The organism is Candidatus Pelagibacter sp. Uisw_094, assembly GCF_047729535.1.
Lineage (GTDB): Bacteria > Pseudomonadota > Alphaproteobacteria > Pelagibacterales > Pelagibacteraceae > Pelagibacter.
Map to the genome: position 1 here is coordinate 854,648 of NZ_CP159823.1, position 13,919 is coordinate 868,566.

The 13,919-nt window shown below is 28.0% G+C and carries 17 protein-coding genes and 1 tRNA gene; 7 read left to right on the forward strand and 11 right to left on the reverse strand.

Annotated elements, in window-relative coordinates:
* Nucleotides 1-12: 12 nt before the first annotated feature.
* The gene (locus ABXT72_RS04730; RefSeq protein WP_415277816.1) at nucleotides 13-537 is read right to left on the reverse strand and encodes a 5'-methylthioadenosine nucleosidase; all 525 of its coding nucleotides are present in this window, start codon (nucleotides 535-537) and stop codon (nucleotides 13-15) included.
* Nucleotides 538-574: 37 nt separating this feature from the next.
* On the opposite strand from ABXT72_RS04730, the gene ABXT72_RS04735 reads away from it, so the two are divergent.
* The gene (locus ABXT72_RS04735; RefSeq protein WP_415277817.1) at nucleotides 575-1,102 is read left to right on the forward strand and encodes an adenine phosphoribosyltransferase; all 528 of its coding nucleotides are present in this window, start codon (nucleotides 575-577) and stop codon (nucleotides 1,100-1,102) included.
* A gap of 1 nt (nucleotide 1,103) precedes the next feature.
* Here ABXT72_RS04735 and ABXT72_RS04740 read toward each other — a convergent pair.
* Nucleotides 1,104-1,180, reverse strand: a tRNA-Met gene (locus ABXT72_RS04740).
* A 140-nt stretch (nucleotides 1,181-1,320) separates the two neighbouring features.
* On the opposite strand from ABXT72_RS04740, the gene ABXT72_RS04745 reads away from it, so the two are divergent.
* Together ABXT72_RS04745 and ABXT72_RS04750 are read left to right on the forward strand one after the other, a co-directional pair.
* Nucleotides 1,321-1,992: a hypothetical protein gene (locus ABXT72_RS04745; RefSeq protein ID WP_415277818.1), complete on the forward strand. Its 672-nt coding sequence runs from the start codon at nucleotides 1,321-1,323 to the stop codon at nucleotides 1,990-1,992.
* A gap of 59 nt (nucleotides 1,993-2,051) precedes the next feature.
* Entirely contained in the window at nucleotides 2,052-2,228 is a 177-nt protein-coding gene (locus tag ABXT72_RS04750; protein ID WP_415277819.1) for a hypothetical protein, read from the forward strand.
* Between the two features lie 213 nt (nucleotides 2,229-2,441).
* On the opposite strand, the gene ABXT72_RS04755 is transcribed toward ABXT72_RS04750, so the two are convergent.
* From ABXT72_RS04755 to ABXT72_RS04765, 3 genes are read right to left on the reverse strand one after another with little or no spacing between them, the layout of a single operon-like run.
* On the reverse strand, nucleotides 2,442-2,666 hold the full coding sequence (locus tag ABXT72_RS04755; protein WP_415277820.1) for a hypothetical protein: 225 nt from the start codon (nucleotides 2,664-2,666) through the stop codon (nucleotides 2,442-2,444).
* 40 nt (nucleotides 2,667-2,706) lie between these two features.
* A complete protein-coding gene (locus tag ABXT72_RS04760) occupies nucleotides 2,707-5,151 on the reverse strand; it encodes a GcvT family protein (protein ID WP_415277821.1) in 2,445 nt (814 codons plus the stop codon).
* A 46-nt stretch (nucleotides 5,152-5,197) separates the two neighbouring features.
* Nucleotides 5,198-5,641, reverse strand: a complete 444-nt coding sequence (locus tag ABXT72_RS04765; RefSeq protein WP_415277822.1) for a c-type cytochrome — start codon at nucleotides 5,639-5,641, stop codon at nucleotides 5,198-5,200.
* Between the two features lie 18 nt (nucleotides 5,642-5,659).
* Here ABXT72_RS04765 and ABXT72_RS04770 point away from each other — a divergent pair, with 18 nt between their 5' ends.
* On the forward strand, nucleotides 5,660-6,187 hold the full coding sequence (locus ABXT72_RS04770; protein WP_415277823.1) for a cytochrome b: 528 nt from the start codon (nucleotides 5,660-5,662) through the stop codon (nucleotides 6,185-6,187).
* Here the strand turns inward: ABXT72_RS04770 and ABXT72_RS04775 are convergent.
* Nucleotides 6,184-6,897, reverse strand: a complete 714-nt coding sequence (locus ABXT72_RS04775) for a class I SAM-dependent methyltransferase (protein ID WP_415277824.1) — start codon at nucleotides 6,895-6,897, stop codon at nucleotides 6,184-6,186. The genes ABXT72_RS04770 and ABXT72_RS04775 overlap by 4 nt on opposite strands.
* A 51-nt stretch (nucleotides 6,898-6,948) precedes the next feature.
* Here ABXT72_RS04775 and ABXT72_RS04780 point away from each other — a divergent pair, with 51 nt between their 5' ends.
* Genes ABXT72_RS04780 through ABXT72_RS04790 form a run of 3 tightly spaced genes read left to right on the forward strand, consistent with a single transcriptional unit; the run spans nucleotide 6,949 to nucleotide 10,278 of the window.
* On the forward strand, nucleotides 6,949-7,902 hold the full coding sequence (locus ABXT72_RS04780; protein WP_415277825.1) for an ADP-ribosylglycohydrolase family protein: 954 nt from the start codon (nucleotides 6,949-6,951) through the stop codon (nucleotides 7,900-7,902).
* On the forward strand, nucleotides 7,903-9,222 hold the full coding sequence (locus ABXT72_RS04785) for an MATE family efflux transporter (protein WP_415277826.1): 1,320 nt from the start codon (nucleotides 7,903-7,905) through the stop codon (nucleotides 9,220-9,222).
* 36 nt (nucleotides 9,223-9,258) lie between these two features.
* Nucleotides 9,259-10,278: an MBL fold metallo-hydrolase gene (locus tag ABXT72_RS04790; protein WP_415277827.1), complete on the forward strand. Its 1,020-nt coding sequence runs from the start codon at nucleotides 9,259-9,261 to the stop codon at nucleotides 10,276-10,278.
* Between the two features lie 220 nt (nucleotides 10,279-10,498).
* On the opposite strand, the gene ABXT72_RS04795 is transcribed toward ABXT72_RS04790, so the two are convergent.
* The 5 genes from ABXT72_RS04795 to ABXT72_RS04815 are packed head-to-tail and all read right to left on the reverse strand — an operon-like array spanning nucleotide 10,499 to nucleotide 13,918.
* Nucleotides 10,499-10,864, reverse strand: a complete 366-nt coding sequence (locus ABXT72_RS04795; RefSeq protein ID WP_415277828.1) for a TlpA family protein disulfide reductase — start codon at nucleotides 10,862-10,864, stop codon at nucleotides 10,499-10,501.
* 44 nt (nucleotides 10,865-10,908) lie between these two features.
* The gene (locus ABXT72_RS04800) at nucleotides 10,909-11,802 is read right to left on the reverse strand and encodes a DMT family transporter (RefSeq protein ID WP_415277829.1); all 894 of its coding nucleotides are present in this window, start codon (nucleotides 11,800-11,802) and stop codon (nucleotides 10,909-10,911) included.
* Nucleotides 11,803-11,825: 23 nt separating this feature from the next.
* Entirely contained in the window at nucleotides 11,826-12,143 is a 318-nt protein-coding gene (locus ABXT72_RS04805) for an AzlD domain-containing protein (protein WP_415277830.1), read from the reverse strand.
* Nucleotides 12,143-12,841: an AzlC family ABC transporter permease gene (locus ABXT72_RS04810; protein WP_415277831.1), complete on the reverse strand. Its 699-nt coding sequence runs from the start codon at nucleotides 12,839-12,841 to the stop codon at nucleotides 12,143-12,145. The genes ABXT72_RS04805 and ABXT72_RS04810 overlap by 1 nt, the downstream gene beginning before the upstream one ends.
* Nucleotides 12,842-12,859: 18 nt before the next feature.
* Nucleotides 12,860-13,918: an ABC transporter ATP-binding protein gene (locus ABXT72_RS04815; protein WP_415277832.1), complete on the reverse strand. Its 1,059-nt coding sequence runs from the start codon at nucleotides 13,916-13,918 to the stop codon at nucleotides 12,860-12,862.
* Nucleotide 13,919 lies beyond the last annotated feature (1 nt).

A 13,919-nucleotide genomic window follows, 5' to 3' on the forward strand; every position in this document is an offset into this window, starting at 1 on the left:
TTACTTATTAAATTAAAACTGAGTACTTATTAAGCTAGCAAATGCCGTAGCCCCTTTTGTTAGATTTTTACCCCAATCATTGTCAGCATTTTCATCTGCATTATCAGATATGTATTTAAAGCATTTAAATTCAATATTTTCCAACATACAAACTTTTGCAATAGCATAGGCTTCCATATCAACCACATCAACTTCCATATCTATCTTTTTATTGACAAAACTATCTCCTGTTCCACAAGAATAACCATCTTTTGATGTAATAATTTCTTTAATTTTGTCAAAGGGTGTCTCTCCCAATTCAAAATCTAATCCTCTAACATCCATATCTCTTTGATAGAATTTAGTGCATTCAACGATTCCTTTTAGCTTAGTATTAATCGCTCCTACAGTACCATAATTGATAATTAGTTTTGGTTTGTAAATATTAATTAACTTTATTGTGTTGTAAGTTGCATTAATTTTTCCAACCCCAACGTGATTAAAATAGTCTAATCCAATCGTTTCTTCTTTAATTGCTGCAAGGAATAATTTGTCCATAGATTTTTTTTACTAAAGATATAAATATATTAATATTATGAATTTAAAAGATTATATTAGATCTATTCCAGATTATCCAAAAAAAGGAATTCTATTTAGAGATATAACAACTCTAATTAAAGATGCAGATGCATTTGAAGAATGCATTAATCAAATAATTGAAAGATCTAAAGATTATAAAATAGATAAAATTGCAGCGATCGAATCAAGGGGGTTTGTATTTGCTTCTGCTGTTTCTTATCTTCTTAAAAAACCTTTTATTATGTTTAGAAAAAAGAACAAACTTCCAGCTGAAACTCATTCTGTTGATTTTCAATTAGAGTACGGAACAGCAACTATTGAAGTACACAAAGATTCAATTGATAAAGATGACTCAGTTTTAATTATAGATGATTTGATAGCAACAGGTGGAACAGCTGAAGCTGCAGCAAAACTTGTGGAAATGTCGAATGCTAAAATTGCAGCATTTGTTTTTGCCATTAATCTTTTTGATCTAGGTGGATCTGATATTTTAATTAAAAGAGGTTACAAGGTTGAAAACTTAATGGATTTTCCAGGGCATTAAATGGTAGCGGGAAGTGGAATCGAACCACTGACCTCAGGCTTATGAGTCCTGCGCTCTAACCGACTGAGCTACCCCGCCATTTATTATTGTTGATTTATAATAGATATTTATTTTAGTGCAATCAAGTATTTGCCTGTTTTCCTTGCTGACTGTGCCTATAGGGTGCCAAGAATATATGGCTTTTTAGTGTGCCAAGATTTAAGTTAACGTTTAAAAAAATGAGTAAACCAATCAACCTCCTAAAGCTTTCGTGGATAATTTTCTCTGTTGTATCAGTTGGATTTTTAATATCTTTTGGAGTAACCAGCTATGAAAGTAGAGTTGTTGATGAGCCTAATTGGATGTTATGTGAGGCAGACAAAGGGTTGAAAAAACCACAGTATATAAAATTCCATAATACAAAAAAGGTTATTTATAATATTTATCAACAGAGGTGGGTAGAGGATATAACATCTATAAACGTCATTAAGTCAAGGGCGGAAGAAGCCAGACCTACTATAGAGATACATGAAGATAAGACTCGGTTCACTAAAACTATTTATAAAAAAAAACAGTTTCTTATTTATGTTTCAGATAAGTATTATGTTTTTTATAAAAAAATAGATGATAATTTTTTTTGGTCTTCAGAGATATCTAAAGCAACAGCTCAACATATAATAATAAAAAGAGATGACCTTACTATGCTAGATTACAAAAATGAGTGGGTAAAAGCTCTACGAAGAAATAAAAAATATACAGATGGGGTAATAGATAAATTGTTTAAAGAAGCTGATGGTTATTCCAAGTCTTATGAGGACATTTTATTTTCTAATGGTAAAACTGTAAAAACACAAAGATTGTTAGATGTTTTTCAATGTAAAGAAACAGCAGCTGTTAAAGCTAAAATTTAAGCTAACTAGCGACTATCCTGCGTATAGCTACTCAATTTAAGATTTGGTAGGGTTTTATTATGGCTACATTAGATGGAATTATTGAACCAATATATTTTTTGATTACCTCAATATCATTTATAATATTAAGTGTAATTCAATATAAAAAATTTGGAAAAACTAGGGAAACAATTTATCTCATTGGTTTGTCAGTTTTTTTCTTATGTAGTTACATTGCTATAATTTTAAAAGGTTAAAACTGTTTCCTCTTGTCACCTTTTTATTGCCTCCAGTTGTGCCTAGAGTGGGCCAAGATATATGAAGATGTTAATTGAAGGACACGGAACACGACCACTGACCTCAGGCTTATGAGTCCTGCACTCTAGCCGACCGAACTACCTCGCCACTTAATTATTGTTGATTTATAATAGATTTTTATTTTAGTGCAATCAAGTATTTGAAAGAGTTGTTTACTTTAAGAACGTGATCAAAGTTCCTAACAAAGAAAGTCCCAATATACCAAAGCTATAAAAAATGATTTTTCGTTTTCTTTCATTTTTTTGATCTATTTTTACTCTGTTAAGTAATTTATTGATATCTACAATTCTTTTTTGATCAATGTATTGAACTGGAATATTTTTTTTTTTACCTTTACTTTCACTTTTAGATTTATTGTTGTCAAAAATTCTTATCATATATTATTTAACCACCAATTATTTAACTACACAACTAAAATTATAAAAATCTAACTTGTTTGTCTTTTAGGGGAGTGATCTCTACTAGTACTGGGAATTTTTGTTTAGCAACTTCAATATAAAGGTTCATTTTTGAAAGTTCTTCATTTGAATGCGATGAGCTTACATATCCAAAAGATAGGTTTTTTTTATAATTAAAGGAATAATTTCCGGAAGTTGTTCTCCCTATAATCTTATCTCCAAGATAAATTGGCTCTTCATGTAATAATAGAGGTGTACCTGGTTTACTATCTTTAAGTGATAACATAATAAATCTTCTATTCTGTTTTTGATCTTTTATTTTTAATAAGCTTTCTTTACCAATAAAATTGGTTTCTTTTTTATAGCTTATTGCAAATTTTAACCCTGCCTCGTATTGATTTTCTTCAGGTGAAATATCATGACCCCAATGTAAAAATCCACTCTCCATTCTCATGGTATCCATAGCATGTGAGCCACAGTGAGATAAATTGTGATTTTTCCCTTCTTCAATAATTAATTGATAAATTTCTTTAGCATCTTTATTCTCTATATAAAGTTCAAATCCCAATTCACCCACATAAGATAATCTTTGGGCCCAAACTTTTTTTGAACCAATGGTTACAAGTTTTCCGTAACCAAATTTAAATGTTTCATTGCTAAAATCATCAATTGAAATTTTTGAAATTAAATTTCTACTTTTTGGTCCAAAAATTCCTAAACAAACAAGATCATCAGTAATATCTTTTAACTCTAAATTTGGCGATAGATGTTTTATAATATGCGCTTTATCATGAGTTCTCGTTGCAGCTGAACTTATTATTCTAAAATGATTTTTATCAATACAAATAACAGTTAAGTCTGTTTCAATTCCTCCAGCCTTATTCAGCATTTGTGTATATGTTGATCTGCCTATTTCATCTTTAATGTTAGCTGTACATATTCTTTGTAATTCACTGTGTGCTTCTTCTCCTTTTATTTCATATTTAGAAAAAGGAGAGAGTTCGTACAAACCAACATTGGTAATTGTATTTTTTGTTTCAAATTCAACTGAAGGATACCAGTTTTGATAATCAAAACTATATTTGTATTCTGCTTTTTCATTATTTAATGAATACCACATAGGTCTTTCGTATTCACCCGATACACCAAAGCACGCTCCCTCTTTTTTTAATTCTTCATGATAGGGTAATAGTCTTTGATTTCTTGAGGTGTTATGCTGCTTATAAGGCCAGTGCATTCCATACAAGTCACCAAGAGTTTCCGTTACCCTTTCCATAATAAATTTTTTAGATGAATGAAATTTTTGAAATCTTTTAATATCAAGAGAGAATAAATCTTCATTCATATAACCATTAATCATCCATTCGGCAGTAACTCTTCCAGCACCCCCTGAGCTTGCGATCCCAATGCTATTAAATCCACAACATGTAAAAAGATTATTAACCTCAGAGGTTTCTCCTAAAAGATATTGAGTATCTGGTGTAAAAGATTCAGGTCCTGAAAAAAATTTTCTAATTCCGGCAGTTTCTAACATGGGTAATCTTTGAAATGATTTTTCCAAATAAGGTTCAAAGTGATCAAAATCATCTGGAAATTCTCCAAACGAAAAGTCCTGTGGGACTACTCCTTTGTCTTTAAAGGCAGGTTTTGCATTAGGTTCAAATATTCCAACTAACATTTTCCCAGCATCTTCTTTTAAATAAAGACAGGAATTATAGTCTCTTAAAACTGGTAAGTTTTTAGGCAATTTATCTAATGGTTCTGTGATTATATAAAAGTGCTCATTTGGATATAAAGGAACACTTACACCAATATCTTCTCCAATTTGCCTCGACCACATCCCGGTTGCAATTACAACGTATTCACAATCAATTTTGCCAAATTTAGTTTGAACGCCAACAATTTTTTTATCTTTAACCAATATTTTTTCAACTGGAGTTTTTTCAAATATCTGAGCCCCTTCCATCTTTGCAGCTTTTGCTAATACATTTGTAACCCCTATAGGATCTGCCTGACCATCTTCTGGCATATAAACTCCACCTAAAATATCATCGTCATTTATAACTGGATAGAGTTCTTTTATTCTTTGTTTGTTAACACTTTCAACATTGACATCAAACAATTGTGCAGCTGTTGCTTGTCTTAATAATTCTTGTAATCTTTCAGGTGTGCTTGCAACTGTGATTGCTCCATTTTGTTTTAATCCAGTTGATAATCCAGTTTTTTTTTCTAATTCTTTGTAAAGATTTAAAGAATATTTTCTAAGACGGGTAATGGTAGATGAAGCTCCTAATTGACCAACAAGACCTGCTGCATGCCAAGTAGTACCTGATGTTAGCTGATCTCTTTCTAATAATACCGTATCTTTCCAACCATACTTTGCAAGGTGATACGCAACTGAACAACCAGCAATGCCTCCTCCTATAACTACTACTTTTGCTGATTTTGGTAATGCGGCAGACATTTATAATTTAACAATATTAAAATTTTCAAATACAAACAACTAAATCTTAATTTTCAGCTCTAAATTTTGAGTGACAAGACTTGCAGCTACTCCACATATATTTTCCAAGAGTTGCTTTCATATCATCTGATTCATCAATAACAGCTGTTAACTCAATCATATTATTTGAAGCTTTTGTCATTAATAAATTAAATTCATCTTTATTTTCCCAAATAGAAGGCAATGCTTCTGTTCCAAATCCTACTTTTGAATTTTCAGGAAAAAGATCTATTAATCTTTTATAATTAACACTCATTTCAATCATTAGTTTTTTTGCTTCATCTATATCTCCATTAGAAGCAAGACTATTAACTCTTTTTGCAGTTTTATAATTTTTACTAAAAATAGATTTTCTTTCTTTAATAATCTCTTCTACAGTTTGCTCTGAAAAAGCACTGAAACTGTAAAATAATATAAATATAAAAAATAAAGTATTTTTAATTGTTGTCATAATGTGTTTAATTTAAATATGTCTATATTAAATAACAAAGCGAAATATGGATTACTAAGTAAATTATTCCATTGGCTAACTGCCGCAGGATTAATAGTTCAAATACCTTTAGGGTTTTATTTAGTAGATTTGGACTTTGATCAATCTAGAGTTGATATAGAAAATTATCATATATTATTTGGATTAATCATATTTTATGTAACCCTAATAAGACTGATCTTTAAAGTATTAACGCCAATTCCTGATTTCAAAGATAATGCTTTTCCAGGGCAAAAAATTTTAGCAAAGTTAAATCACTTCTTTTTATATTTTGCTTTACTATCAATCACAACCTCTGGTATCTTAAAAAAACTATTTAATGGTGAAAGCATAGTTATATTTTTTAAAAAAATTAATTTAAATTATAATTATGAGCTTTCTGAGCAGTTTTATTCAATTCATATATTAGCAAATTATGCATTGATTGGATTAATCACATTACATATTTTAGCTGTACTGTTTCATAAATTTTTATTAAGAGAAAATATTTTAAAGAGAATTCTTTAAACTTTAGTAAATATTATACATTTGAGTTTATCATTAAATAAAATATTTTTTTTATATTTAAGGTTAATCTCATTAATTCCATTAGAAATTTGAAGAGAGTTAAATTTTAATAAAGTGGATATATAGCGCTGTTTTATCATTTTTAAGTATATGTTTTTTTTAATACTCACTTTAAAATTAAATTTAGTAATGCTTTTTTTTATATTTAATTGAAGTAGTTTTTTCCAAATAAGAATATCTCTTTTAAATGACTGGTTAAGTTTTTGTTTCATTAGAGAAAATGTAGGAATTTCGTTATTTTTTGTATCTAAAGTTAAAATTAAAATAATTCCTCCCACTTCTAAACTGGCATATGAATAGCTTAATATCTTCTTAATGTCTTTTAGATTAAATAAATGAATAGTTTGTTTAATCAATATTAAATTAAATTTCTTTTGATTATTTCTAAGGTATTTAATTGCATTTGTTTTTTTAAATATAATTCTTTTGTCAAAATCTTTATGATTTTCAATATCAAGTCCAATAGGCTTATTTATTAATTTGAGCTTAGAGGATAATGAGCCAATTATTTTACCACGACCACATCCAATATCTAAAATTTTTGAGTGTTTAGTTAATTTTTTTTGTTTTACCAAAAAATTATTGAAGGACTTAATATATTTTGTAGATGAAATCCAAGTTTTATTATCCCAATTTTTAATACTTAACATTTCTTAATTTAAAACATTTTAACTTATATTCAAATAAAGTATTAGTTATTGATGTTTGATAAATTACATATATTTCTTGGCGCAACTGTTGCGGATGCAGCAGCAAGACCTTTGCATTGGGTCTATGACGAAAAAAAACTTAAATCTTATATTAAAGGAAAAAAGAATATTGCTTTCTTTAGGAAAAATAGATCTCCATTCTATTCTATTAAAACAGGTGAAGTTTCTGGATACAACGATGTAGGTCAGGTGATGTTTAAAACATTAGCTAAGACAACCAATCATAAGGAGGTCATTAAACTCTTTAAAAAAAATATTGTCAAAAATTTTGGACCAGGCTCAAGCTATTGGAAAAATTTATCTTTAAGAAAAAAATATAAAAAGATTAAATGGAAAATAGCTATGAAAGGTCCATGGATTCATCAAAATATTTTAGAAACTATCAAAAATATTAAATTAAAAAAAACTATTACAGGTGGTACTAAGGTTAACGAGTCTGATGGGTATTGTGCAAGTCTACCCTTTTATTTTTCAAATAATTCTGACCATAAAACAAAACAAATTATAAGAACTGTTGCTAATGACAAGATTAGCGAACAATTTGCTTTGGCAAAACTTAAGATTATTGATTTAGCCGATAAAGGAGACAAGGATCCAATTAATAGTTTTTTAAGAAAAAACATAAAAAACAAATATTTTAAAAATGTTATTGGAAACATCAAAAAAGTTAAAAAAATAAAGTCAAAACCACACAATTTTGTTGTAAAGAAATTTGGTAAAGCATGTAGTTATCCAGGTACTTTTAATGGAGCAATACATTCAATCATCACCTCTAAAAATTTTAAAACTGCAGTTATTAAAACAATTAAAGCTGGTGGATGTAATTGTTCTCGTGCTAATTTTGTTGGTGCTTATTTTGCAGCTTACAAAGGTATAAAAGGTATCCCTCAAGATTGGATTAAAAAAACAAATCCTGCTAAATCTATACTGAAGTTTATTGCTTAAATGCAAAACCCCTCAATTAAATACATTTTAAAATTATCTATTCCTATTTTTTTTGCAAACTTAGCCATTCCAATGGTTGGCATTATTGATACTGGTTTAATGGGTAATCTTGGTAATTTATCATATTTATCAGCAACTTCTGTTGCTGCTAATTTATTTTCTATGATTTTTTGGAGCTTTGGTTTTTTAAGAATGGGAACTGTTGGTTTAGTTTCACAAGCTTATGGTAAAGAAGATTACACAGAAATATTTAATATTGTTGTTCGAAATTTAGTTTTTGTTTTACTAATTTCATTGATCTTAATTTTATTACAAAGTTATATATTCAATCTAAGTGTGGGTATCTTTAATTTATCAGACACTACTAAGCAATTTTATCAGGATTACTTTCAAATAAGAATTTATTCAGCGCCTGGTGAGTTAACACTTTACATTATAACTGGTTTATTTGTTGGATTGCAAAAGACTAAAACCTCAAGTTTAGCCGTTGGTCTTTTTTCAATTCTAAATATAATTTTAAGTATTATTTTAGTTTCAAAATTTAATTTAAATATTAAAGGGGTTGCCTATGGGACTTTATTCTCAGCACTTTTAATATCTACAACTTTTCTAATTTATACATTTTGGTATTTAAATAAGATGTCTAAAATCAATATCAATATTAGTAAATTAATAGATCTTAATAAACTTAAGAATATTTTTAATATTAATCTAAACATATTTATTAGAACTATATTATTAACCTTTTCATTTTTTTGGTTTACTTACCTTGGCAGTCAAATTGGGGAAGACTATATTGCGGCAAATGCCATCTTGATTAACTTAGTTTTTTTGTCTGCTTTCATTCTTGATGCTTATGCATTTTCAACTGAGGGTATGGTTGGTTATTCCTTGGGTAAAAAAGATATAAATTTATTTAAAAAGATTGTTAAAAACTCTTTTATTTTAAGCACACTTACTGGATTAATTATTTCAATAATTTATTTTTTTATTAACAAATACGTCATTACATTAATGTCTGATATTGAAAGTATTAGAAATCTAAGTTCGTCTTATGCTGTATGGCTTATACTTATGCCCTTCATTTCATCATTTTGTTATCAATTTGATGGAATATTTATTGGTGCATCACAAACAAAAGAACTTAGAAATGCGATGATTTTCTCAGTATTTTCTTATTTATTAATATCTTTATATTTAACAAAAATATTAGGCAATACTGGAATATGGATTTCCTTGTGTTTGTTTATGTTGTTAAGAGCATTATCTCTATTTTATTATTTAGACAAAATTTATTTAAGATTTGGTACTATTAAATAGATTCTACTATTCTCAATATAATGATAATGTATTCAAATGTTATTTCGTCAATTATTTGACAAGAGTTCAAGTACCTACACTTATTTAATTGCTTCCGCTAAAGGTAGGGAGGCTTTAATCATTGATCCTGTATTAGAAAATGTTGAAAGATATATACAGCTATTAAAAGAGTTAGATTTAAAATTAGTAAAAGTAATAGATACACACATACATGCAGATCATATCTCAGGGATTGCAGAACTAAGAGATCAAACAAATTGTGTAACAATTATGGGTGATAAAACACCAGTAGATGTTGTATCTATGCAAGTATCAGATGAAGAATTAATCAAAATTGATGGTTTAGAATTTAGAGCTTTATTCACACCAGGTCATACATCAGAAAGTTTTAGTTTCTTAATGAATGATAGGGTTTTTACTGGTGATACACTATTAATTAGAGGAACTGGAAGAACTGATTTTCAAAATGGTGATCCACGAGATTCTTATAATTCTATTTTTAATAAATTATTAAAATTACCTGATGAAACTTTGGTGTATCCAGCTCATGATTATAAAGGAGATACTGTAAGTACCATTTTAGAAGAAAAAAAATTTAACCCACGGCTGCAAGTAAAGTCAGTTAATGAATATATAGAAATTATGAATAATCTAAATTTACCTGACCCTAAATTAATGGATGTAGCAGTTCCTAATAATTTAAAACTTGGAATAGATCTTCATAAACAAAAAGTTAATAACGGAATTGAACCTAGTGAGTTTAAAAATTGCTTATTAGAAAAAGATATAATTTTAATAGATCTTAGAGAGCAAAATGAACTAGATAAAATTGGTAAGATTAAAGATAGTACAAGAGTTTCTTTTCCAGAAATTAATGATTACTTAAATAAAAATAAAACTAAATTACAGAATAAAAAAATTTTGTTTTATTGTGCTATTGGTCAAAGATCTACTCTAGCAGTACAAATATCAAAGTCTTATCAATATAGTAAATGCCTACACTTAATTGGTGGTCTAAAAAACTGGAAACAAGCTGGTTTAGAATTAATTAAATAAATTTAATTATGAATGTATTTATAATTTTATCATTACTTGTAATTGTAATTGGGATTATCCTATTAGTAGCTTCTCCATCAGTATTATTTAAATTAAACTGGAAAGAAAAAACAGGAAAAGACAAAATCCTCATGTTCATGTTTTATGGTATTTTGGTTTATATAATAAATATAATTTTTTGGATCTTCAAATAATTATTTATAGGCTTTATTATTCGAGATTAAGATTTTATTAATTCGTAAATTTTAGCTTTATCCATTTGGCCAATACTTCTCTGTACTTCTTTATTGTTTTTATAAACAACTATTGTAGTCCAATAATCAATGCCTAATTGTTTTGCTATTTCTTTATCTTTGGTTTGTTCAAAACTTAAAAATAGAACATCTTTAAATTCCTTTTCAGCTTGATCTAGAATTTTTATCTGTGCCTTGCATGTTGAGCAAGTTTCATTCCAAGAATTAATAACAACTGTTTTTCCTTCAAGTTGAGCTTTTTGAAAAATTTCATTATTAAAAGTTGTGCTTTTATCGACCGCAAAAGCTTTAATTGTAAATAATGCAAAAATTATAATTAATATTTTCTTCATATAATAATTATATGCCTTAAAAATTTGATTAACAAGAATTTGATTTATTTTATAACCCCAATCTTTTTTTGTCTTGAAATAATAATTAATCCGCTAACAACAATTATTAAAGCCCCTACATAACTATTGGTTGATGGAACTTCATCAAATAGGAAGTATCCATATAATACTCCCCACAAAATAACTGAATATCTAAATGTTGATGTGACAGAAACTAATGCAATTTTGATTGTTGCTATTGAAAAAATATAGCCTATCGAAAGAAAAAAAGCTGAAATGAATAAAATAAAAATATCTTTTAAGCTAAAATCATAAAATTTATAAATACTTAATATGCCAAAAAATATAGTGACCACAAAACAGGTCATAAATGCTATTTGTAGACTGGGATAATCTTTTTTAAAATTTTTTGTATACATGTCTCTAATCGAAAGCATAATTGCTGCAATTATAGGAAAGATAAAATAATAACTAGTCTCTAATTTTCCAGGATTAATTACCACCACCACACCAACAAAACCCAATAACACTGCACTCCATCTTCTCCATCTAACTTTTTCATTTAAAAATATTGCACTAAATGCAGTTAATAAAATTGGTGCCATGCTTAATAAAATATAGACATTTGCAAAAGGTAATAAAGCAATTCCAATAAAAAAAAATAATCCAGCTAGAGATTCTAGGAGACCTCTTATTCTTAATTCTTTTGAATAGAAGATTAACTTAAAATCTATTTCTTTTTTTATATAAAGAAATAATAAAATAAAAAGTAATGTAAAAATACCCCTTATAAAAATGATTTGGTTTAAAACAAATATCTCATCATAGTTTTCGTAAATAACTTTTACAAAGGCATCATTTGTTGCAAATGAGAATTGACATAAGAGCATATAAAATATGCCAAGTAAATCGTTGCTAACTTTAAATTTATGAAACATGAGGGGTTTAACTATAAGTTTTTCTATTGGTAATATACAAAAATCAAAAACCAATAAGAAATAAGCCCTGCAAATATTGTGGCAATAATACTTCGACTGAAAAAACCAATAATTATAGCAAATAGAACAGCTAATATTTTTGGATTATTATCAATATCTAAGGAACCAGCACTATCTAGGAATATTGGTGGAAAGATTATTGCAGGGAAAATAGCAGAAGGTACATAAGAAAGTATTTTTTTTGTCTTATCGTTTAATATGTCTTCTTTTAATAAAAAGATCGTAGAAAACCTTGTTAGATAAGTAATAATTCCACAGTAAATGATTGTCGACCAATGCATTAATTTTTCTTTAAAGTTATCAAGGTTAATAATGTAGCCACTAGTAAAGCAGCTATTGCTGCAACAATAATATATGCTTGAAATGGTATTGTGTTGTAGCCAATAGTTGCAACTATTCCTGACACCAACATTACAATAATATTTTTAAACTTTCTTAAATCATTAATTAATAAAGCCACAAATGTTAAAGAAATAGTAAAACTTAGACCTAACTCTTCTGGTACAACTGATCCTAAAACTATACCTAAAATTGTAGATATCTGCCAAATAGTCCAGCAGGTAAAACCAGCTCCTAATAAATGGTAATGCTTGAAGGTATTATTCTTATTTTTTTTAAAATAAGTGTTTGAGACAGCAAATGCCTGATCAATTAACACATAAGACAAAATTATTTTCCACGTTAATTTTAAATGAGATAAATATTCCGAAAAAACTGCCCCATATAATAAATGTCTAGAATTTACTGCACCAACAGAAGTTATTGTAACTAAAGAAGATGCACCGCCTGAAAATAACTGAAGTAAAACTATTTGAGAAGCTCCACCAAAAATTATAATAGACATCCCAAATGTCATGTACGCACTCAGACCTAATTCCATCCCAATAACACCATAAATAATTCCAAACGGAACTACGGGTATCATTAAAGGACTTACGTCTATTATTCCTTTGGATAAGGTTTTTAATCTAACATTCATTTTAAGTTAAGTTTTGTATTAGAAACAGACTATATGATCAATATTAATTGGTCTCTTGATACCAAATTTTTCGTCTACTTGATGTTGATGAATATGGTGAGAGTGTACAAATACAGGAATTAATTTATTACTTACGGTTTTAAGGGTGTAGATAAAATTTGTTCCTCTAAATTTTCTATCAACTACTTCTAATTTTAAATTGCTCTGATCGTCATGTTCTAAATCTTCTGGTTGAAGTAAAAGCTGAACATCGGATCCCTTTGGATAATGTTTTATAAAATCACCAGTTATTGTACCTAAATCAGCACTCTCTAAACTATTTTCACCTGTGACTTTTGCTGGAATTAAAATTCCTCTATTCAGAAAATTAACTACTTCTATAGAATTTGGAAAATGGTAAACATTGTACGGATCATCAAATTGTTTTAATTGTTCATCAAGAATTATTCCACATTTTGTGCCTAAGTAGAAAGCCTCATACGAGTCATGTGTAACAATAATAGTTGTTATCTTTTGCTCAGTTAATATTTGTTTTAACTTAACTTGGATTTCTTCTTTAAAACTTTGATCAACATTTGATAAAGGCTCATCTAATAATAATAAATCTGGATTTGATAATAACGATCTAGCTAAAGAAGCTCTTTGTGCTTCACCAGAACTTATTTGATGTGGAAATTTATCAACTACATGATCAATATGAAGAAATTTAATTATTTCATTTATATTTAAGCCTTTTTTTTTCTTTGTATTTCTCTCAGCACCAAATTTAATATTTTCTAAAACATTATAATGAGGGAAAAGTGAGTTATCTTGAAAGGCCATCGATATGTTTCTATCTTCAGGTTCCACATGAGTGTCTTTGGAAGAAAGTAGTTTGTTCCTTAATATAATTTTTCCTGAATTAATTTTTTCCAGGCCAGCGATTGTTCTAAGTATTGTGGTTTTACCAATTCCAGAAGGACCCAATAAACAGATAATGTCTCCCTGATTTTCAATAGTTAATGAGACATTACTTACTTTGTTTTGTGCGCTAGCAGTAAATGTTACATTATCAATTTCTAGAAAAAATTTTGTCATA

What these genes read in the sequence shown, in the direction of transcription:
- ABXT72_RS04790 (WP_415277827.1), top strand. Translation starts at nt 9,259, where the DNA reads ATGTTATTTCGTCAATTATTTGACAAGAGTTCAAGTACCTACACTTAT.
- ABXT72_RS04755 (WP_415277820.1), bottom strand. Translation starts at nt 2,666, where the DNA reads ATGATAAGAATTTTTGACAACAATAAATCTAAAAGTGAAAGTAAAGGT.
- ABXT72_RS04800 (WP_415277829.1), bottom strand. Translation starts at nt 11,802, where the DNA reads ATGTTTCATAAATTTAAAGTTAGCAACGATTTACTTGGCATATTTTAT.
- ABXT72_RS04735 (WP_415277817.1), top strand. Translation starts at nt 575, where the DNA reads ATGAATTTAAAAGATTATATTAGATCTATTCCAGATTATCCAAAAAAA.
- ABXT72_RS04780 (WP_415277825.1), top strand. Translation starts at nt 6,949, where the DNA reads ATGTTTGATAAATTACATATATTTCTTGGCGCAACTGTTGCGGATGCA.
- ABXT72_RS04770 (WP_415277823.1), top strand. Translation starts at nt 5,660, where the DNA reads ATGTCTATATTAAATAACAAAGCGAAATATGGATTACTAAGTAAATTA.
- ABXT72_RS04815 (WP_415277832.1), bottom strand. Translation starts at nt 13,918, where the DNA reads ATGACAAAATTTTTTCTAGAAATTGATAATGTAACATTTACTGCTAGC.
- ABXT72_RS04805 (WP_415277830.1), bottom strand. Translation starts at nt 12,143, where the DNA reads ATGCATTGGTCGACAATCATTTACTGTGGAATTATTACTTATCTAACA.
- ABXT72_RS04785 (WP_415277826.1), top strand. Translation starts at nt 7,903, where the DNA reads ATGCAAAACCCCTCAATTAAATACATTTTAAAATTATCTATTCCTATT.
- ABXT72_RS04765 (WP_415277822.1), bottom strand. Translation starts at nt 5,641, where the DNA reads ATGACAACAATTAAAAATACTTTATTTTTTATATTTATATTATTTTAC.
- ABXT72_RS04750 (WP_415277819.1), top strand. Translation starts at nt 2,052, where the DNA reads ATGGCTACATTAGATGGAATTATTGAACCAATATATTTTTTGATTACC.
- ABXT72_RS04730 (WP_415277816.1), bottom strand. Translation starts at nt 537, where the DNA reads ATGGACAAATTATTCCTTGCAGCAATTAAAGAAGAAACGATTGGATTA.
- ABXT72_RS04795 (WP_415277828.1), bottom strand. Translation starts at nt 10,864, where the DNA reads ATGAAGAAAATATTAATTATAATTTTTGCATTATTTACAATTAAAGCT.
- ABXT72_RS04760 (WP_415277821.1), bottom strand. Translation starts at nt 5,151, where the DNA reads ATGTCTGCCGCATTACCAAAATCAGCAAAAGTAGTAGTTATAGGAGGA.
- ABXT72_RS04775 (WP_415277824.1), bottom strand. Translation starts at nt 6,897, where the DNA reads ATGTTAAGTATTAAAAATTGGGATAATAAAACTTGGATTTCATCTACA.
- ABXT72_RS04745 (WP_415277818.1), top strand. Translation starts at nt 1,321, where the DNA reads ATGAGTAAACCAATCAACCTCCTAAAGCTTTCGTGGATAATTTTCTCT.
- ABXT72_RS04810 (WP_415277831.1), bottom strand. Translation starts at nt 12,841, where the DNA reads ATGAATGTTAGATTAAAAACCTTATCCAAAGGAATAATAGACGTAAGT.